At 69.3% G+C, this 18,436-nt stretch carries 17 protein-coding genes; 7 read left to right on the top strand and 10 right to left on the bottom strand.

Going from position 1 to position 18,436, the window contains the following annotated elements; genetic code table 11:
• Nucleotides 1-22: 22 nt before the first annotated feature.
• The 4 genes from AC3A6Y_RS23920 (at nt 23) to AC3A6Y_RS23905 (ending at nt 4,504) form a co-directional block, all read left to right on the top strand.
• Nucleotides 23-829, top strand: coding sequence for an enoyl-CoA hydratase/isomerase family protein (locus tag AC3A6Y_RS23920; protein WP_487870734.1), 807 nt, complete (start codon nt 23-25; stop codon nt 827-829).
• A 7-nt stretch (nt 830-836) separates the two neighbouring features.
• Complete coding sequence (locus AC3A6Y_RS23915; RefSeq protein WP_487870733.1) at nt 837-2,054, top strand: alpha-hydroxy acid oxidase; 1,218 nt, start codon at nt 837-839, stop codon at nt 2,052-2,054.
• Nucleotides 2,051-3,721 carry a thiamine pyrophosphate-binding protein gene (locus AC3A6Y_RS23910; protein ID WP_487870732.1) on the top strand — a complete coding sequence of 557 codons (1,671 nt, stop codon included), beginning with the start codon at nt 2,051-2,053 and terminating at the stop codon, nt 3,719-3,721. Before AC3A6Y_RS23915 ends, AC3A6Y_RS23910 begins: the two co-directional genes overlap by 4 nt.
• A 228-nt stretch (nt 3,722-3,949) precedes the next feature.
• The gene (locus AC3A6Y_RS23905; protein ID WP_487870731.1) at nt 3,950-4,504 is read left to right on the top strand and encodes a TIGR02444 family protein; all 555 of its coding nucleotides are present in this window, start codon (nt 3,950-3,952) and stop codon (nt 4,502-4,504) included.
• A 73-nt stretch (nt 4,505-4,577) separates the two neighbouring features.
• Here the strand turns inward: AC3A6Y_RS23905 and AC3A6Y_RS23900 are convergent, their stop codons facing one another.
• From AC3A6Y_RS23900 to AC3A6Y_RS23870, 7 genes are read right to left on the bottom strand one after another with little or no spacing between them, the layout of a single operon-like run.
• Complete coding sequence (locus AC3A6Y_RS23900) at nt 4,578-6,008, bottom strand: amidohydrolase family protein (protein ID WP_487870730.1); 1,431 nt, start codon at nt 6,006-6,008, stop codon at nt 4,578-4,580.
• Between the two features lie 39 nt (nt 6,009-6,047).
• The gene (locus AC3A6Y_RS23895) at nt 6,048-7,718 is read right to left on the bottom strand and encodes a GMC family oxidoreductase (protein WP_487870729.1); all 1,671 of its coding nucleotides are present in this window, start codon (nt 7,716-7,718) and stop codon (nt 6,048-6,050) included.
• 32 nt (nt 7,719-7,750) lie between these two features.
• Nucleotides 7,751-8,749, bottom strand: coding sequence for a Bug family tripartite tricarboxylate transporter substrate binding protein (locus AC3A6Y_RS23890; RefSeq protein ID WP_487870728.1), 999 nt, complete (start codon nt 8,747-8,749; stop codon nt 7,751-7,753).
• Nucleotides 8,750-8,808: 59 nt separating this feature from the next.
• Nucleotides 8,809-9,321 carry a nuclear transport factor 2 family protein gene (locus tag AC3A6Y_RS23885; RefSeq protein WP_487870727.1) on the bottom strand — a complete coding sequence of 171 codons (513 nt, stop codon included), beginning with the start codon at nt 9,319-9,321 and terminating at the stop codon, nt 8,809-8,811.
• Between the two features lie 22 nt (nt 9,322-9,343).
• Entirely contained in the window at nt 9,344-9,778 is a 435-nt protein-coding gene (locus AC3A6Y_RS23880; RefSeq protein WP_487870726.1) for an RbsD/FucU family protein, read from the bottom strand.
• Nucleotides 9,779-9,793: 15 nt separating this feature from the next.
• Entirely contained in the window at nt 9,794-11,230 is a 1,437-nt protein-coding gene (locus AC3A6Y_RS23875) for an amidohydrolase family protein (protein WP_487870725.1), read from the bottom strand.
• A 22-nt stretch (nt 11,231-11,252) separates the two neighbouring features.
• Nucleotides 11,253-12,248, bottom strand: coding sequence for a Bug family tripartite tricarboxylate transporter substrate binding protein (locus tag AC3A6Y_RS23870; RefSeq protein WP_487870724.1), 996 nt, complete (start codon nt 12,246-12,248; stop codon nt 11,253-11,255).
• A 91-nt stretch (nt 12,249-12,339) separates the two neighbouring features.
• Here AC3A6Y_RS23870 and AC3A6Y_RS23865 point away from each other — a divergent pair, with 91 nt between their 5' ends.
• The 3 genes from AC3A6Y_RS23865 to AC3A6Y_RS23855 all read left to right on the top strand — a co-directional run bounded on the left by AC3A6Y_RS23865 (nt 12,340) and on the right by AC3A6Y_RS23855 (nt 14,704).
• On the top strand, nt 12,340-13,263 hold the full coding sequence (locus AC3A6Y_RS23865; protein ID WP_487870723.1) for a LysR family transcriptional regulator: 924 nt from the start codon (nt 12,340-12,342) through the stop codon (nt 13,261-13,263).
• A 104-nt stretch (nt 13,264-13,367) separates the two neighbouring features.
• Complete coding sequence (locus AC3A6Y_RS23860) at nt 13,368-13,820, top strand: hypothetical protein (protein WP_487870722.1); 453 nt, start codon at nt 13,368-13,370, stop codon at nt 13,818-13,820.
• A gap of 53 nt (nt 13,821-13,873) precedes the next feature.
• The gene (locus AC3A6Y_RS23855) at nt 13,874-14,704 is read left to right on the top strand and encodes an NAD-dependent protein deacetylase (protein ID WP_487870721.1); all 831 of its coding nucleotides are present in this window, start codon (nt 13,874-13,876) and stop codon (nt 14,702-14,704) included.
• An 82-nt stretch (nt 14,705-14,786) separates the two neighbouring features.
• On the opposite strand, the gene AC3A6Y_RS23850 is transcribed toward AC3A6Y_RS23855, so the two are convergent.
• The 3 genes from AC3A6Y_RS23850 to AC3A6Y_RS23840 are packed head-to-tail and all read right to left on the bottom strand — an operon-like array spanning nt 14,787 to nt 18,428.
• Complete coding sequence (locus AC3A6Y_RS23850; protein WP_487870720.1) at nt 14,787-16,379, bottom strand: MFS transporter; 1,593 nt, start codon at nt 16,377-16,379, stop codon at nt 14,787-14,789.
• Nucleotides 16,372-16,533, bottom strand: coding sequence for a hypothetical protein (locus AC3A6Y_RS23845; protein WP_487870719.1), 162 nt, complete (start codon nt 16,531-16,533; stop codon nt 16,372-16,374). The genes AC3A6Y_RS23850 and AC3A6Y_RS23845 overlap by 8 nt, the downstream gene beginning before the upstream one ends.
• Nucleotides 16,534-16,538: 5 nt before the next feature.
• Nucleotides 16,539-18,428: an amidohydrolase gene (locus tag AC3A6Y_RS23840; RefSeq protein WP_487870718.1), complete on the bottom strand. Its 1,890-nt coding sequence runs from the start codon at nt 18,426-18,428 to the stop codon at nt 16,539-16,541.
• Nucleotides 18,429-18,436: the final 8 nt, after the last annotated feature.

Raw genomic sequence — 18,436 nt, 5'->3', positions numbered from 1 at the left:
CCTTCGTCCCCGAGGAACCGACATGACCCAGCTCGCCCACCCTGCCCATACCCTGCTCGAGAAGCTCGACGGCTTCCGCGTCGAGATCGACGCCGCGCGTGAACGCGCCGACATCGTGCTGCAGCGCCCGCCCTACAACATCATCTCGATGCCGCAACGCGACCAGCTGCGCCTGGTGATCGAGTCGCTCGACGAGAACCCGGCGGTGCGCGTGATCGTGCTGCGCGCCGAGGGCGAGCACTTCTCCAGTGGTGGCGACATCAAGGGCTTCCTCGAGGCTTCCCCCGAGCACGTGTCGAAGCTGGCCTGGAACATCGCCGCACCGGCGCGCTGCAGCAAGCCGGTGATCGCCGCCAACCGCGGCTACTGCTTCGGCGTCGGCTTCGAGATCTCGCTCGCCTGCGACTTCCGCATCGTGACCGAGACCTCCCTCTACGCCCTGCCCGAGCAGAAGCTCGGCCAGATCCCCGGCTCTGGCGGCTCCGCGCGCCTGCAGAAGATGGTCGGTATCACCCGCACCAAGGACATCGTGATGCGCTCGCGCCGCATCCCGGGCAAGCAGGCCTACGAATGGGGCGTGGCCACCGAGTGCGTGCCCGACGCGGAGCTGGAAGCCGCGACCGACCGTCTGGTCGACGAACTGCGCACCTTCTCGCCGCTGGCGCAGCGCACGGCGAAGAAACTGCTGAACGACACCGAGGATGCGACGCTCAGCGTGTCGATCGAACTCGAAGGCCACAGCTACAGCCGCCTGCGCAGCTCCGACGACTTCCGCGAGGGTGTGGAAGCCTTCCACGGCAAGCGCAAGCCGAGCTTCAAAGGCAGCTGAGCGGCCAATGCGGGCTGAACGCGCCCTTTCCATCGACGACCTCGCCGACGCCGCGCGCCGTCGGCTGCCGCCGAGCATCCATGGCTATGTCAGTGGTGGATCGGAAGACCATGCGTCGCTCGACGCGAACCGCGCCGCCTTCCGTCGCTGGCGCTTTCTCACGCGGCCGCTGGTCGACGTGTCGAAGCGCTCGCAATCGGTCGATCTCTTCGGCACCACGCATGCATCGCCGGTCGGTATCGCACCGATGGGCGTGTCGGGGCTGTGCTGCTTCGACGGCGACGTGGCGCTCGCGCGCGCCGCGGCGAAGGCCGGCGTGCCCTCGGTGCTCAGCGCCGCGTCGACCGTGCCGCTGGAGCGCGTGATGCGCGAGGCGCCCGGCACCTGGTACCAAGCCTACCTGCCGGCGCAGCATGCGGTGATCGACCCGCTGCTCGCCCGGCTGAAGGCCGCCGGCGTGGCAACGCTCGTCATCACCGTCGACGTGCAGATCGCCTCCGTGCGCGAGAACGAGCTGCGCAACGGTTTCAGCATTCCGTTGCGCTTCACGCCGAGGCTGATGACCGGCGGGCTGATGCGTCCGCGCTGGATGGTCGAGACTTTCGCGCGCACGCTGTGGAAGCAGGGCATCCCGCGCTTCGAGAACTTCACCGCGGCGCGGGGCGGCCGCATCATCACCGCCGCCAAGGGCGACCACCGCGCGGGCCGGGCCGCCATGACCTGGGACGAGCTCTCGCGCATCCGCGAGCGCTGGCCGGGCCGGCTGCTGGTCAAGGGCCTGCTTCGGCCCGAAGACGCGAGCGCTGCGCAGCGAATCGGCGCCGACGGCATCTTCGTGTCGAATCACGGGGGCCGCCAGCTCGACGGCGCGGTTGCCCCGCTCGACGTGCTGCCGGCCATGGTCACCGCCGCGCCGCAGCTGACGGTCTTGCTCGACGGCGGCGTGCGCCGCGGCACTGACGTGCTCAAGGCGCTCGCGCTGGGCGCGCATGCCGTCTTCATCGGACGCCCAGCGATGTACGGTCTGGCGGCCGGTGGCGAGGCCGGCGCGGCACATGCGCTGGCGCTGCTGCGGCGCGAGATCGACACCGACCAGGCCTTGCTCGGCTGCGCAGACGTGCGGCAGCTCGGCCCCGACTGGCTGGTGCGCGACGACCGGCTGCCGCTGCAGGATGGCGAGCGCGCGGCCTTCATCCACCCTGCCCCATTGCTGAAGGCATCATGACAACTCCCGCACTTCCCGCACGCACCGGCGGCCAGATCCTGGTCGACGCTTTGCGCATCCACGGCACCGACACCGCCTACTGCGTGCCCGGCGAGAGCTTCCTGGCCGTGATCGACGCGCTGTACCACGCGCGCGATGCCATCCGGCTCATCGTCTGCCGCCAGGAAGGTGGTGCTGCGCACATGGCCGAGGCGCACGGCAAGCTCACCGGCGAGCCGGGCATCTGCTTCGTGACGCGCGGGCCAGGCTCCACCAACGCCAGCATCGCCATCCACACCGCACGGCAGGACTCGACGCCGCTGATCGTCTTCATCGGCCAGGTCGGTCGCGACGCGATCGGGCGCGAAGCCTGGCAGGAGATCGAATACCGCCACATGTTCGGCCACATCGCCAAGTGGGTCGACCAAGTGGACGACGCACGGCGGCTGCCCGAGTACATCAGCCGCGCCTTCCACGTTGCGACCTCGGGCCGGCCCGGCCCGGTGGTGCTGGCGCTGCCCGAGGACATGCTGACCGACCTCGTCGAGGTGCCGGATGCACCGCGCTATCGCCGCAGCGGCGCAGCGCCGACGCAGGAAGCCATGGACGGCCTGGCGGCCGAACTGCAGCGCGCCGAGCGGCCGCTGGTGGTGCTCGGCGGCGGGGGCTGGACGCGCGAGGCCAGCGCCGACATCACCGCCTTCGCGGCCCACTTCGAGCTGCCGGTGGCCTGTGCGTTTCGCCGGCAGGACCTGATCGACAACCTCGACGACCACTACATCGGCGAGGCCGGCCTGGGCATGGACCCGCGTATCGCGCAGCGTGTGCGCGATGCCGACCTGATCATTGCCGTCGGCGCGCGGCTGGGCGAGACCACGACACAGGGCTATGCGCTGCTCGACGTGCCCCACCCGAAGCAGCGGCTCGTGCACGTGCACGCCGATCCCGGCGAACTCGGTCACGTCTACCACGCCGACCTGCCGGTGAACGCCTCGATGCCGGCCTTCGCGCGCGCCGCGCGGGCGCTGAAGCCGGCGGGCCCCGCGCGCTGGAGAGACTGGACGCGCGACGCGCGCGCCGATCAGCTCGACCACATCCAGCCTCCCGCGAGCATGCCGGGCGACGTCGACCTGGGGCGCGTCATGGTCCACCTTCGCGAGACGCTGCCAGCCGACACCATCGTCAGCAACGGCGCAGGCAACTACACCCTGTGGGTGCAACGCTTCTGGCGCTACCGCGGCATGCGCACCCAGCTCGCGCCGACCAGCGGCACCATGGGCTACGGCCTGCCCGCGGCCATCGCCGCAAAGCTGGTGCACCCTGAGCGCACTGCCCTCTGCTTCGCGGGCGACGGTTGTTTCCTGATGAATGGCCAGGAACTCGCGACGGCCGTGCAGTACGCGTTGAACGTGATCGTCATCGTCGTCAACAACGGCATGTACGGCAGCATCCGCATGCACCAGGAGCGCCACTATCCGGGCCACGTGTGGGGCACCGCATTGGGCAACCCCGATTTCGCCGCGTTGGCGCGCTCGTACCGCGCGCACGGCGAGACCGTGACGCGCACCGATGACTTCCCCGCGGCGCTCGAGCGCGCCCGATCGGCCGGCAAGCCGGCCTTGATCGAGCTGCAGGTGAGCCCGGAAGCGTTGTCGCCGAAGCTGACGGTCGCGATGCTGCGGGGTTAGCTTGGCTCAGCAACGCATGTGCGCCAACGACCTGCGCACCAGACAGCAGCAGCGTGCGCTACAAAACTGGGACAGTCCGTCGATGCACGCAACGGCGCTTGTGTCGGGCCGCAAGGGGATGCCAAGCAACATCGGGCCTTTCTGGATTCCCTTGCAGACCGGCTCAGTCTCGACCAGGGGGATGCCCGCAATGCTCGAAGCAGGCGCTCATCGACCACACTCACCGACATGAACGACTCCCCGAAGGATGCTCTCTCCCGCGAGTGGGACTACGCGCTTCGCGTGTACGCGAGGCCGCGTGTCGCCGAAGCCTGTCTGCTGCTTCAGGAGCGAGTAGGTGTGGACGTGGTGGTGATGCTGCATGCCATGTACCTCTTCAGCGAAAAGGGCATCGCGCTCGATTCTCAGGCGCTCGCGGTCGCGGAAGCACGAGTGCGAGCATGGCGTACGACGGTCACGGCCCCGCTGCGGTCGCTTCGAGCCTCGCTGAAGACGGGCTTTGACGGCCTCCCCGCGGCTGCCGTCGAAGACACACGACTCAAGATCAAGGCGGCGGAACTCAGTGCGGAGTTCGCCGCCTTCGCGGCGCTGGCCGAGTGGGCCTGGGACCCTGGATTCGGCACTGCACAAAGTGCGGACGGCGCGGCCCTGCTGACAGACATCGCGCGGATGTATGCGGGCGCCGAACGCGCCGGCAATTGTCGCGAGCCTGCCGTTCGGGACGCGATCCGAACACTAGGCGACTTGCTTGGCCCGCGCGGGCCCAAGATTGCACAACCATAGCGCGCACATGCCGCCGAGCACACGGCTCCCACGATCTCCAATTGATTCCTGAAATCCGGTCGATGGGGGGCGGTCAGCGGGACTGCAGGGTGCTCGCGTGTGGCGGACGCCACCCCACGGCTGCCGCCAGGCGTCGCCCCGACTCGCGCAGCGGCGCCAGCCACGTTTCGGGATCGAGCACGGCCTGCCGCTCATCGACCAGGCGACCGTCGCGCTTGCGCCACCTTCCGGCCACCATCACCGAGTCGATGTTGGCAAGGCTCGTCTGCATGAGCGCCGCATGGACGGGGTCGTGCAGGGGCTGCATGTTCGGCAGCCTTGCGTCGACGAGCACAAGGTCGGCTTGCTTGCCGGGTGCAAGGGTTCCGATGCGGTCCAGCTGGCGCAGCATGCGCGCGCCTTCGACGGTTGCCCAGCGCAAGGCATCGACCGTCTTGATCGTGGCAGTGGGCGGAATGACGGCATCGGGCGCGGTTGCCGCTCGGCGGAACGCTTCGTTGTCGAGCGAGCGTTGATGGACCAGCGCCATCCGCGCCGCCGTGAACATCTCCCCGGAGAGGCCGGACTCGAGGTCGACTCCGATCGATGCTGCAACTCCCCGGTCGCGCAGGCGCCCGACGATCGGATGGCCGTGGCCCTGCGTCATTTCGTTTTCGGGCGTGATCGAGAAGCTGACGCCGGCGGCGACGAATCGATCGATCTGCGCGTCCGTGAGATCGTTGCCGTGCACGATGTTGATGTGGGGCCCCAGCAGCCCTTCGCGCTCGAGGACCGCCCAGCCGTCCGGCGCGCGGGCCGGGCCTCCTCCCTGATGCATCGAGGCAATGAGGTTCAGCTCGCGCGCGAGCCTGAAATCGGCGAGCGCCACCTCGAGCGTCGAGTAATGGGGGCCGAGCACCGCCATCCCCACGCTCAGCCGCTTCTCGCTTCCGAACCGTGGCTGCGTCAGGAGCCGCTCGACTTCCTTGCGCGGATGGCGGACTTCCCAGAAGGGCGCCCGGCCGGGCCCGGGATCGGGCTTCGGGCTGCCGTGGAAGAACGCCGCACGGATGCCGCTGCGCTCCAGCGCATCGACGGCCGCGTCCGTGTGCGCCGGCGTCGGGTTGTTGTGGCACCAGTCGACGAGCGTCGTGGTTCCGCAGTTGAGCTGGTTCAGGGCGCCCGCGAGAGTGCCGATGTAGACATCGTCCGGAGTGAACCGGGTCGCCAGGCCGGCGTGCATCCAGCGGAAGTATTCGAGAAGCGTCCAGTTGCCGGCGATGCCGCGCAAGGCAGTCTGCCAGGTGTGCATGTGCGCGTTGATGAAGCCCGGCATCACGATGAAGCCCCGCGCATCGATGGTTTCATCGGTGGCAGGGGCAGGCCCGGCGCTCGGTGCGCTCGCAAGCGAGACGATGCGGTCACCTTCGATGAGCAATTGGGCATCCTCGATCACGCCGAGGGCGTCGTCCATCGAGACGACCGTTGCGCCGGCGATCAGCACGCGATGAAAAGTGGAAGCCATGGCGTCAGGAGCTCGTGCATGTCCGCGCAGCCTTGGGCGTCACCGAAGTTCCGACGCCTTGATGCGCTCGGCCGCCAGTTCGGCAAGCATGATCGTGGGGAGGTTGGTGTTCGCGCTGGGGATGACAGGCATGACCGAGGCATCGGCGATGAACAGGTTCTCGATCCCGTGCACCCGGAACGCCTCGTCGACGACGGACATCGCATCGTCCGCCCGGCCCATGGCACAGGTGCCGACCGGATGCCCCATCGGACTGATCGAGGACAGGATCTGCGCATCCGAGATCTCGCGCCCACCCCCGCGGTGTGCGGCAGGCGCGCCGCTCTTGAATGCGCGGCCGAAGATCTGGCGGCGCAGCAGGGCCGGCGAGTTGGCAGCGGCCTCCGCCGCCATCGCCAGCACTTTCCCGGCCAGCCCGGGCCGGTTGAACTGCTTGACCGCAAGTGCGCCGGGGAGCAGGAACGCCTCGTGGTACTGGGCGGCGACACCCGGATCACGAAGCAGCCGCTCGGCCTGGCGGGCGGCCGCGACCATGCGCGGACCATCTGCAGGGTCCGACATGAAGCGGAAGCGGATGTCGGGACCCTCCGACGAATGGGCGCTCTTGAGCCGGACCGACCCGCGGGACCTGGGCGCGTACAGCGCGCTCCCCACCAATGCGAAGTCGGGCCCGTACGACGCGCCGCTCACCCGTCCGATGACGAAGTTGAACAGGTCGCTGGGCGGGCACCCGGGCATGCGCGACGACGACCGGATGCCGGCCAGGGCAAAGCGCCGCAGATCCGGGGCGACACGCTTGCCACGGGGCAGCGTGAGCGCGAAGAACATGTAGGGGTGGTTCTGCAGGTTGCGCCCGATGCCGGGACGGTCGAGGACGGGCGGGATGCCCAGCGCCGACAGCTCGTCGGCCGGCCCCATGCCGGAGCGCAGCAACAGCGTCGGCGTATGGATGGCGCCGGCGCAGACGACCACCCGGCCGGCGCTCAGGTGGCGGATCGTGCCGTTCCCCACCGCCTCCACGCCGATCACAGCGCCGGCGCGCGCGCACAGCCGGGTCACGCGGGTGTTCGGCAGGATTTCGAGGTTCGCGCGTGCCCGGGCCTCCGGCGTCAGATAGCAGCCGGCGGTGGTCACGCGGGCCTCCGCGTCGATGGCATTCGGCATGGAAAAGAAGCCGTCGCCGGGGTGCTCGTTGATGTCCGGCACGAAGGGCAGCCCGTCACGCGCGGCCGCCTGCTCCATCGCCCGCACGAACGCCGGCCATTGCGTCTTCGGCGTACGCGAGATGGCATGCGATCCGCCGGCCGGCCCCTGGCGATCACGGTCGTTCTCGATCCGCCGGAAGCGGGTCAGGACCGTGTCCCAGGAGAAGTCGCCGGCGCCCGCGTCGGCCCATTGCGCATAGTCGGAGGGCACGCCGCGCAGCGCGAACAGGCCGTTGATGCTCGACCCCCCGCCCATCACGCGTGCCTGCGGATACGGCAGCGGCGCGCCGCCGTCCGTCGCGGTGGCCGTCAGGCCGCTCCAGAAGTAGTCCGGGTTGAGCGTGGCCGCCGGAAACGGATCGCGGATGTCCCCCGGCTCGCCGCCCGGCACGATGTCGTCGCCGGCCTCCACCAGCAGGACACGGCACCGGGGATCTTCCGACAACCGGGCCGCGATCACGGCGCCGGCGGTGCCCCCGCCCACGATGAGGAAGTCGTTCTGCATGCTTGGGGCAGGCGCTGCTGCGAGGGGAGCCACTATTCGGGAACGACGCCTGCGGCGCGGATCAGGGCGGTCATCAGCGGGTAGTCCTTGCGCAGCTGCACGGCGAACTCCTGCGGCGTGGAGCCGACCGCTTCCATGCTCAGTTCACGGAGGGTGCGGCGCACTTCCGGGGTCGACAAGGCGCCGGCCAGGGCCTGCTGCAACTTCCGCACGACCGCGTCGGGCGTCCGCGACGGCGCGGCGATGCCGATCCAGGGCGACATGCGGACCAGCGGGTCGGCCATGCCCTGCTCGGCGAAGGTGGGCACGTCGGGCGCGAGCGGGTCCCGCCGTTCGCCCGTCACGGCGACCAGCTTCACCTGCCCATTCTGCGCATAGCTGGCGGCCACGGCCGTGCCGAGGAAGGCGATATCGATGTTGCCGCCCAGCAGGTCCTGCAGCGCAGGCGCGGCTCCGCGGTAGGGCACGTGCACCAGCGGTGCGGCGGCGCGGAGGCCGAGTGCTTCGCCGATCAGGTGCGGATAGGTGGCCGGCCCCCACGAACCGTAGCTGATCTTGCCGGGGTTGTCTCCGATGGTCTTCAGCAGGTCCGGCAGGCCCGCGGACCGGATGCCGGGCCGCACCATCATCGCCACCCCGTAGCGCGCGAGCAGGGACACCGGCGCGAAGTCACGCAGCGGGTCGTAAGGCATTTTCTTGACGACGCCCGTGACGTTGATGAAGACGTCCGAGTTGGCGAAGAGCAGCGTGTGGCCGTCCGCGGGCGCTCGAGCGACTTCCGCGCTGCCGATGGTGCCGCTGGCGCCGGGCTTGTTGTCGACGACGACCGGCTGCCCGATCGACTCGCTGAGCGACTGCGCGATCCGGCGGCCCAGCACGTCCGTCGGCCCACCCGCCGGAAACGGGATGACCAGCCGGATCGGCTTGTCGGGGAACGGCGCTTGCTGCGCGTGGGCCAAGGGGAAGCTCAGCGCCATCCACGCAAGGAGGCAGGAAGCGAGCTTCGCAGTCGCCCGGGATCGGATGTTCATGGGGTCTCCAGTGGTGGCAACGAGATGGCGCCGCGGCCGGTGTGCGTGCGGCGGCCCTTTCAACCTTGCGATGTGACCGCCTCTGCCGCGACCAGACCCGTCGCGGGCCGCGAGCGCCCCGGCCAGTCGTCCTCGATGAAGGTCACCCGAAGCAGAATGCGCCAGCGGCCGTCGAGGTCGCGGCGCATCGTGTCCACGTACCGGCCCATTCCCCAGACGAACGACTTGTCGCGATCGCCTGCATCGAAGCGGAACATGTAGCTCACGACATCGGCCCGGTCCCCGTGCACGTGGACGGTGCTGTTGAGCACCAGGTGCTTGTGGTACTTGTCGGGCGCATGGCTGTGCGTGGTCGCGAACTCGCGGGTGCCGGCGACGCCCTGCCAGCGGTGGACGGTGCCATCCGGGCGGCGGGTCTCGCGGACCGCATCCTCCGTGAAGCAGTCCATCAGCCGCTCGACGTCGCCGTAGTCGAGGGCATGGCCATACTGCATCAGCGTGTCGAGGATCGCGTTGCGATCCTCCAGTGCCTGCACGCGGGCCTTGAGCGCCGCAATATCGTCCTGGGACATTCTTGACTCCAAAGAAAAATGATCAGGCCGCACGCACCACGCCCTTGGCGATGACGAAGCAGCCGTAGGGGCGGTTGTCGGTGGTCAGCACCGCGGCGAATGAGGTGGCAGCCAGGTCGAAGAACGCCGCGCGTTCGAGGGCCTTCATGCCCACCGGCCTGCGCTCGGACGCATCCAGCACCCGCTGGAGGTCGCGATGCACCGCCAGCACTTCGTCGGGCTTGCCGTCCGGGACCATGCGGTACGCGGGGGCGTCATCCAGATCGTCGACCGGCATGAGCTGCAGGATGGCCTCGGCCGCCGCCACCAGCGACACGCCGGGCAACGCGGCCACACGCGCGTGCCGCGCATAGGCGGGGTAGTTGGCATTGACCAGCGCCAGTCGATCACCGTGCCCCATCGCCGCGAGGAGCCAGAGCAGCTCGGGCGTGAGCGCCGGGGGAACCATCTTGAGCATGCTGCGCCGGCCCCGCTAGTCCGTGATCTCGATCCGGAAGCCCTGTGCCCAACGGGCGCGGACGGGCTGTTCCGGGACAAGCGAGAACCGCTGTCGGATGTCGTCCCTCGAGCGCTCCAGCGCGGCGCGGACGGTGGGCCAGTCGACGCCGACCAACCGTCCATGGCGCTTGACGACGCGGCCGTCGACCATCACCGTGTCGACGAGGCTGGCGTGCCCGTAGCTCACGATGGCCGCGTAAGGGTCCCACATGGGGGCGAGGCCCAGGGCGTCGGTGCGCAGCAGCAGCAGGTCCGCCTTCTTGCCCACTGCGAGGCTGCCCGTGATGCCGCCGAGCCCGATCGCCTCGGCCGCTCGCACGGTGGCGATTTCCAGCACCTTCTTCTGGTGGACCTTGCGGGTCATCCTGAGCGGGTTCTTCAACGACCGCTCCAGGCGCCACACGTTCAGCAGGGCCCGCATCTGGCCGAACATGTCGCCGCCGAAGTCGATGGTCGCATCGATGCCGAGGCTCGACTGGCCGCCCATCGCCGTGAAGCGGTCCACGACCGGATAGGCGCCGTAGGTCATCTCGATCTCGATCGCGGAGCTGATCGATGCGCCGCCGTCGATGATCATCCGGAGCTCTTCGTCCGCGAGATGATTGCCATGGATGAACAGCAGGTCCGGGCCGATCTCTGCGGCCTGGTGCAGCGCCCGCACGACGTTGAGCGGCTCGCGCGCGCTCATGCCGACGTGGATGCTGATGCGGGCCGGGCGCAAGGTCCGGGCCCAGCGCAGTTCCTCCAGCATGGAGGCCGCTTCGGGCAGCGTTTCGAACTCGCGCGAGGCGATGCCGAAGCGAACCCGCGCCGAGTCATCGGCGAAGTACTTCTCGCGGATGCGCGCGGCATTGCGCTTGTGCCAGGCGTCGAGCGGGCCATTCACGTCTCGAAGCAGCGCAGGGAGGTCCTGTGCCGGCTGTCCCGGCCGGTACGCCAGGTTGCGGTAGGTGCCGTAGCAATGGATGCCGCGAATGCCGGACCGCACGAAGCCGGCGACCAGGGCGTCCGAGTGCGCCTCCGACAGCTGCAGGTGCGAGTGGTCGACCAGGGTCGTGATGCCGGAATCCAGCGCTTCCAGCGCGCCGACCCAGTTCGCCAGCTCGGCATCCTCGGGCGCGAAGCTGACGCAGTACATGCCGCGGATGTACGTCATGTAGTCGAGCAGGTTCCAGTCGGTCCTCACGCCGTGCAGGGGCGTCTGCCACGTGTGCCGGTGGGTGTCGACGAAGCCCGGACACATCACCGTGCCCTGGGCGTCGACGAGTTCGGCGTCGTCCACCGCCAGTGCCGGCGCGATCGCGGCGATGCGATCGCCTTCGACGAGGAGATCGCCCACCGGCAGGTCGGCCGACTTGCCGTCCATCGTGAGGATGGTGGCGCCTTTGAACAGGATGCGCTGCGGGTTCACGTGCGTTCGATCTCGCGAAGGACTACTTGGCGGCGCGCAGGTTTCCCTTCTGCACGACGTCCTTCCACTTCGCCATGTCCTTGGCGACCATGCTGCCCAGCGCGGCCGGCGTTCCGCCCACCGGGATATAGCCGTTGGCCTTCAGCACGGCCAGCAGCTCCGGCGACGAGAGCGACTTGTTGATGGCGGCATTCAACTTCGCGATGGCGTCCGGGGGCGTGCCGGACGGCGCGAAGATGGCGAACCAGCTGTTGCCCTCCAGGTTGTTCACGCCTTGCGACGCGAAGGTGGCGGCTTCCGGCACGAAGGTCCATCGCTCGTTGCCTGTGACCGCGATCGGCCGCAACTTGCCGGATTCGACAAAGGGCTTGAGCCCGGCTGCGTCGAAGGTCATGTCGACCTGACCGGCGGCCACCGCTGTTGCTGCCGGGGGTGTTCCCTGGAAGGGCACGTGAAGCAGGTCGAGCTGTGTCTGCAGCTTGAAGAGCTCGGCCATCAGGTGGTAGCCGCTGCCTTCGCCCGCGCTGGCATAGGACAACTGCCGTCCCGCCGTCCGGGCGTACTCGCGCAGCTCCTTGATGCTGTGGATCGGCAGGGAACTGCTGACGGCGAGCATCGCCGGAGAGTCGGCCACGTAGGCCACGGGTGCGAAGTCCTTGACGGGGTCGTACTGGAGGGAAGGTTCCCACGCCGCCGCCACGCTGAAGTTGGCGATGGTGCCGAGGTAGATGGTGTAGCCGTCCGCGGGCGCCTTCGCCGCAGCGGTGGTACCGATCTTCCCGGCCGCCCCGGCCCGGTTGTCGACGACGACGGGCTGCCCGAACTGCTTGCCCAGTTCCACGCCCAGCGCCCGGCCCAGGACGTCGGTGCTTCCGCCCGCGGGCCAGGGCACGATCAGCCGGATCGGCTTGTTGGGATAGGCCTGCGCGAGGGCGCCGGGAGAAAGCAATCCCGCAGTGGCCCAGACGGCGGCTGCGGCCAGCGCGGACGAGAAATGGCGTCGTGTCGGTTGTCTCATGTTTCAGCTCCTTGCCGCTGTTGTGGAGCGAATCCTAGGGAGCGCACGCACTTCAGTAAAATTAATTCTTTGCTCCCTGTGAGTAGCAAACGTGATCAATGTTTCGACCCGCGTGCTTCGCGCGCTGATTGCGCTGGACGAGCTTCGGCACTTCTCGCTGGCGGCGGAACGCTGCAACGTGACGCAGTCGGCCTTCAGCCAGATGATCGCGAAGCTGGAAGCCGAGGTCGGCCTGCGCCTGGTGGATCGGGACCGGCGCCGGGTCAGCCTGACGGGCGACGGCGAACGCCTGGTGGCCTCTGCGCGGCGGATGATTGCCGAGCTCGACGAGATCGGGGCCGACCTGCGCGACCGCGCGAGCATGAGCAAGGGGCGCGTCGCGGTCGCAACGTCACCTCCCTTCGCAGCGCACTGGCTGCCGCCGTTGATCGCGCAGTTCCGCGCCAGGTACCCGGGCATCCGCGTCGAACTGTTCGACCACCTGCCGCCACGGTGCCTGGAACTGGTCCGGGAGCGGCAGGCGGATTTCGCGATCCTCAGTGCGCCGGGGCCGCTGGCCGGCCTGCAATACCGCGCGCTGCTGCAGGAGTCGTTTGTGCTCGCGTGCCCCGCCGGCCACCGGCTCGCCTCCCGCAAGAAGGTCGAACTGCGCGACCTCGAAGGGGCGCACTTGATCCGCTACGCCCGCTCCGGCAGCATCGGCCAGCACCTGGAGTACCTGATGCGCGGCATTGCTGTCGAGGAAGCGATGGAGGTGGAGCACTTGCCGACGGTGGCCGGGCTGGTCACGGCAGGGCTCGGGGTCAGCGTGGTGCCGAGCATCGCGGTGCCGTTCTTCGATGCGACGAAAGTGGCCCTCGTGCCGGTGGTCACACCGGATCTGGACCGGCCAATCCATCTCGTGTGGCAGAGCTCGCGCGTGCTCGGTCCCGCAGCGCACGCTTTCGTCGATCTGCTGGAGTCGTGCTTGCCGCGCCGGAAGAGGTCGGGCAAATTGAGCACGGTCGCCGAATGACGGTTCTGGTCGGTACCCGCTCCCCAGCGCCGTCAAAGCACACAACGCCCGCCGCGCGCCACTGGCGCTTGAACCCCAACACGCCACCGACGAAAGGCAACGCCATGTCCCTGACCGACAAGCTCCAGATCCCCACGGCGAATGCGGACGGCAGCTTTGCCGCGCCGGTGCCGCCGCCGGCGGATAGCGCGGCCGACGCGCTGCGCGACGCGCAGGCGCAGCACGCGGCGCTGTCCGAGCAACTCGAAGCGGTCAACGAGTTGCTGGCCAAGCCGCTCAACGAGATTCTGGCGGACCGCGAATGCTTCAAGGAATCGGCCGCTGCGTGGGATGCCTTCGGCGCCATGTGGATGCTGTCGCAGCGCGCGATGAAGCGCGTGGCGCTCGACCTCGCTGCGCAGCTCGGCGTGAGCGAGGACGAGGTGGTGGCCCGTGCGCTGGTGCACGCCAACGAGGTGCTGAACGGCGACGGCGTGGATCTGGGCGGCCTCCTTGCCGAGGCTCAGCTCGCGCACGTCGCCAGGCACAAGGCCTTGCTGCGCAAGCAGTTCCGCTGAACGTCGCGGAGAGCCCCGCCGCCTGCGGGGCGGCGCCGGCCGCCGTATGCTCGGTGGCCATGGACGCCTCCATCCCGCTGGCCGACTTCGCCGCGCGCCATCCCCGCCTCTTCGTGCTGACCGGCGCCGGCTGCAGCACCGACTCGGGCATCCCCGACTACCGCGACGTCAACGGCGACTGGAAGCGGCCGGCGCCGGTCACCCTCCAAGCCTTCACCGGCGACGAGCTCACGCGACGCCGCTACTGGGCACGCAGCCTCGTCGGCTGGCCGACCATGGCGACGGCCCGGCCTGGGGCCTCGCACCGCGCGCTGGCCCGGCTCGAGGCTTCGGGCCGCGTGGGACTGCTGCTCACGCAGAACGTCGACGGCCTGCACGACGCCGCCGGCAGCCGCCAGACCATCGACCTGCACGGGCGCATCGACACCGTGCGCTGCCTTGGCTGCGAGACGCGCACGCCGCGTGCCGAAATGCAGCAGTCGCTGCTTGCGCGCAACCCCGCGTGGGCCGCACTGGAAGCCTGCGCCGCGCCGGACGGCGATGCCGACGTCGATGACCGGGATTTCGCCAGCTTCGACGTGCCGGCCTGTTCGATCTGCGGCGGCATGCTCAAGCCGGACGTGGTGTTCTTCGGCGAGAGCGTGCCGCGCGAGCGCGTGCAAGCCGCCTATGCGGCGCTGAGTGAAGCCGATGCCGTGTTGGTCGCCGGCTCGTCGCTGATGGTGTATTCGGGCTTCCGGTTCGTGCAGGCGGCCGTGGCCGCGGGCAAGCCCGTGGCAGCGGTCAACCTCGGACGCACGCGTGCCGATGATCTGTTGGCGCTGAAGGTCGCACAGCCGGTGGGCGAGGCATTGACGGATCTGGCCGACCAACTGGCAGCTTGAGTGCCAAGGCTCAGCGATCGACGTGGCGACCGCTGCCACAAGGCAGCGACCCCGGCGGCGATCTGCGCCGCCTGAGCCCCGCTCAGAGCGCCAGGAAGTGATGCACTTCGGGCTTGCCCGGCCCGATGTGGAAGCGCAGCGCCTTGGCCTGCAGGTCGGCATCGGCCTGCGAGACCCGGTGGTGCTGGCGCAGGTGCTCGGCCCAGGACTCGACGAGGAACCACTCCATGACCCGCTCCGGGTCGGAGGCGTGCTCCTGGAGTCCCCAGGCATAGGCGCCATCGCGGCGGCGCTCCAGCGACAGGTGCTTCATGACCTCATGGAAGGCCGCGTGGTCCTCCTTGCGGATTCGGTACTCGACCTGGATCATCACCGGTCCCCAGTCATGCGCCACCGGCTCGTCCAGGAGCGGTTCGGGCCAGTGGTTGGAGGGCTGCAGGTCGGCCTCGCCCTTGGGCAGCTTGACGCGGTGAAACAGCAGGCCGGCCGCCACCAGGCCCAGCGCGCCGGCCACGAGGGTGCCCGGCACGCCGATCGCCTGCGCGACCAGGCCCCAGCCCAGGCTGCCCGCCGCCATCGCGCCGTTGAAGACGGTGAGGTACACCGCCAGCCCGCGGCCGCGCACCCAGTTGGGCAAGATCGACTGGACCACGCCGTTGAGCGTGGTCAGCGCCACGATCCAGCCGAGGCCCAGCAACAGCAGCAGTGCGACGGCCAGCCATCTTGGCGGTGCGAAGACCAGGCTGCCCATCACGCCGGCCACCAACAGCGCCGCCAGCAGCAGCATGGCGTCTGCATCGAGCCTGGTGCGCAGCCGCGGCATCACCAGCGCGCCGCCGATGGCACCCGCGCCCACCGCACCCAGCAGCACGCCGTAGAAGTCCGCGCCGCCGGCGAGCATCTGGCGCGCCACCAGCGGCAGCAGCGCCCATACCGAGCTCGCGAACGCGAAGAAGATGGCCGCGCGCAGCAGCACCACGTGCAGCTCGCGGCTGGCGCGGGTGTAGCGCAGCCCGGCGCGGAAAGCGCCGAAGAAGTTCTCCGCGAGCGCGCTGTCGGCGGTGGCCGGCCGCTTCCACCAAAGCAGGGCCGCGATGACGAACACGTAGCTCAGAACATCCAGCCCGTAGGTGACCGCAGCGCCGAAGGTCGCGAGGATCAGCCCGCCTGCCGCCGGCCCGATCGAGCGCGCGATGTTGATGCCCAGCGAGTTCAATGCAACGGCGCCCTTGAGGTCCGCGCGCGGCACCAGCTCGGGCACGATGGCCTGCCAGGTCGGGCCCATCAGCGCTGCGCCGATGCCGCCGACGAAGGTCAGCGCGATCAGGTACTGCACCGTCAGCGCGCCGGTGTGCGAGAGCACCAGCAGCGTTCCGCTCACCGCGGCGAGCACCAGCTGCACGAAGATCAGGAAGCGGCGCCGGTCGAGGATGTCCGACAGCACGCCCGCAGGGATCGCCAGCAGGAAGATCGGCAGCGTGGCCGCTGTCTGGATCAGCGCCACTGCGGTCGGGCTGGCCGACAGGTCGGTCACCAGCCAGGCGCTCGCCACGTCGCGCATGAAGCTGCCGATGTTGCCGAGCACCGTGGCGGTCCAGAGCACCGCGAAGATCCGCTGGCGCAGCGGGGCGAAGGCGTCCGGCTGGGCAGCCGGCGTGGGGCGGACTTCAGACATGGGCCCGCTCTCGCAGGTCCTGCCAGGCAACGAGCAGGAAGCCGCCGATCGCCACGGGGATGTCGAATGCCTTCTGCAGTCCACCCTGCAGATAGGCCGCGCACAGCAGCAGCAAGGCGATCCAGCGCAGCGCGGGGGAAGTGGTCCGGCGCATCTTCGTCACACCGCCCAGCAGGCGCAGCCGAGGGCGCCCCAGAAGCTCTTGAGGTCGGACACCGGCAGCCGGTTGCTCCAGGCCGTCGCATGCTGGTGGCCATGCACGTTGCAGCTGTTGGTGCAGCCACAGGACATCGCCGCCTGGCGCATCACTTTCTGCAGCGGCGCGCCCTCCTTCTCGCCCCATGCCCCGTAGCCGCCGTGGCGGCGCACCGGCGACCAGTCGGGCATGGCCGGCGGCAGCGTTCCCTCGTCGTGCGGCTGCAACTCGCCCGCCGCATACACCACCTTGCCGCCCACCATGGTGAGCAGCGCGGTCGTATCGGCGATCTCCGACTCGGGGCAGGCGAAGAAGTCGCGGTCCGGCACGATGAGGTCGGCCAACTGGCCCACGGCGATTTGCCCCTTCTTGCCTTCCTCGTTGGAGAACCAGGTCACCTTCTCGGTCCACATCCGCAGCGCGGATTCGCGATCGAGCAGGTTGCGCTGCGGGGTGATCTGCAGGCCGCCGACGGTCTTGCCAGTGATGAGCCACGACAGCGAGACCCAGGGGTTGTAGGAAGCGACGCGCGTGGCATCGGTGCCGGCCGAGAGCTTGACGCCCTTTTCCAGCATCCGCTTGACCGGCGGCGTGGCTTCGGCCGCGCCGGGGCCGTAGCGCTCGACGAAGTACTCGCCCTGGTAGGCCATGCGGTGCTGCACGGCGACGCCGCCGCCGAGCGCAGCGATGCGGTCGATGGACTTCTCGGTGATCGTCTCGGCGTGGTCGAAGAACCAGTTCAGGCCCGCCAGCGGAACGTCCTGGTTCACCTTCTCGAAGACATCCAGTGCGCGGCCGATGGTCTCGTCGTAGGTCGCGTGCATGCGCCAGGGCCAGCGGTTCTGCGCGAGGATGCGCACCACTCCCTCCAGTTCGCCCTCCATCTCCGGCCCCATGTCGGGCCGCGGCTGGCGAAAGTCCTCGAAGTCGGCGGCCGAGAAGACCAGCATTTCGCCGGCGCCGTTGTGGCGGAAGTAGTCGTCGCCCTGCTTGTACTTGGAGCTCGCCGTCCAGTTCAGGAAATCCTGCTTCTCCTGCTTGGGCTTCTGCGTGAAGAGGTTGTAGGCCAGGCGGATGGTGAGCTGGCCGGCATCGGCGAGTTGCTGGATGATCTGGTAGTCCTCCGGGTAGTTCTGGAAGCCGCCGCCCGCATCGATGGCGCCCGTCACGCCCAGGCGGTTGAGCTCGCGCATGAAGTGGCGCGTGGAGTTGAGCTGGTACTCCGGCGGCAGCTTGGGGCCCTTGGCCAGCGTCGCGTAGAGGATCGCGGCATTGGGCTTGGCCAGCAGCAGGCCGGTCGGGTTGCCGCCGGCGTCGCGCACGATCTTGCCGCCGGGCGGCGCGAGCGTGTTCTTGTCGTAGCCCACGGCCCGCAGCGCGGCGGCGTTGAGCAGCGCGCGGTCGTAGAGGTGGAGGATGAACACCGGCGTGTCGGGCGCCACCGCGTTGAGCTCCTCGATGGTGGGCAGGCGCTTCTCGGCGAACTGGTGCTCGGTGAAGCCGCCCACCACGCGCACCCACTGCGGCGCCGGAGTGATGGCGACTTGGCGCTTGAGCATGCCCATCGCGTCGGCCAGGCTTCTCACGCCGTCCCAGCGCAGCTCGAGGTTGTAGTTGAGGCCGCCGCGGATGATGTGCAGGTGGTTGTCGATCAGCCCCGGCAGCACGGGCTTGCCGAGCAGGTCGATGAGCCGCGTGTTGCCCGCGGCCAGCGGCAGGATGTCCTCGTCGCGGCCGACGTGGGTGAAGCGGCCGTCCTTGATCGCGACCGCGCTGGCCGTGGGGTTGGCACGGTCCAGCGTCGTGATGCGGCCGTTGCGCAGGATCAGGTCGGGCGTGTGGGTATCGGACATGGCAGGTG

The sequence above is a fragment of the Variovorax sp. Soil_C_17 genome (assembly GCF_057657265.1).
This window is presented reverse-complemented; position numbering and strand designations above follow the sequence as displayed.

Coding starts and splice junctions, on each gene's coding strand:
- AC3A6Y_RS23920 (WP_487870734.1), top strand. CDS start 23: ATGACCCAGCTCGCCCACCCTGCCCATACCCTGCTCGAGAAGCTCGAC.
- AC3A6Y_RS23915 (WP_487870733.1), top strand. CDS start 837: ATGCGGGCTGAACGCGCCCTTTCCATCGACGACCTCGCCGACGCCGCG.
- AC3A6Y_RS23910 (WP_487870732.1), top strand. CDS start 2,051: ATGACAACTCCCGCACTTCCCGCACGCACCGGCGGCCAGATCCTGGTC.
- AC3A6Y_RS23905 (WP_487870731.1), top strand. CDS start 3,950: ATGAACGACTCCCCGAAGGATGCTCTCTCCCGCGAGTGGGACTACGCG.
- AC3A6Y_RS23900 (WP_487870730.1), bottom strand. CDS start 6,008: ATGGCTTCCACTTTTCATCGCGTGCTGATCGCCGGCGCAACGGTCGTC.
- AC3A6Y_RS23895 (WP_487870729.1), bottom strand. CDS start 7,718: ATGCAGAACGACTTCCTCATCGTGGGCGGGGGCACCGCCGGCGCCGTG.
- AC3A6Y_RS23890 (WP_487870728.1), bottom strand. CDS start 8,749: ATGAACATCCGATCCCGGGCGACTGCGAAGCTCGCTTCCTGCCTCCTT.
- AC3A6Y_RS23885 (WP_487870727.1), bottom strand. CDS start 9,321: ATGTCCCAGGACGATATTGCGGCGCTCAAGGCCCGCGTGCAGGCACTG.
- AC3A6Y_RS23880 (WP_487870726.1), bottom strand. CDS start 9,778: ATGCTCAAGATGGTTCCCCCGGCGCTCACGCCCGAGCTGCTCTGGCTC.
- AC3A6Y_RS23870 (WP_487870724.1), bottom strand. CDS start 12,248: ATGAGACAACCGACACGACGCCATTTCTCGTCCGCGCTGGCCGCAGCC.
- AC3A6Y_RS23860 (WP_487870722.1), top strand. CDS start 13,368: ATGTCCCTGACCGACAAGCTCCAGATCCCCACGGCGAATGCGGACGGC.
- AC3A6Y_RS23850 (WP_487870720.1), bottom strand. CDS start 16,379: ATGTCTGAAGTCCGCCCCACGCCGGCTGCCCAGCCGGACGCCTTCGCC.
- AC3A6Y_RS23845 (WP_487870719.1), bottom strand. CDS start 16,533: ATGCGCCGGACCACTTCCCCCGCGCTGCGCTGGATCGCCTTGCTGCTG.
- AC3A6Y_RS23840 (WP_487870718.1), bottom strand. CDS start 18,428: ATGTCCGATACCCACACGCCCGACCTGATCCTGCGCAACGGCCGCATC.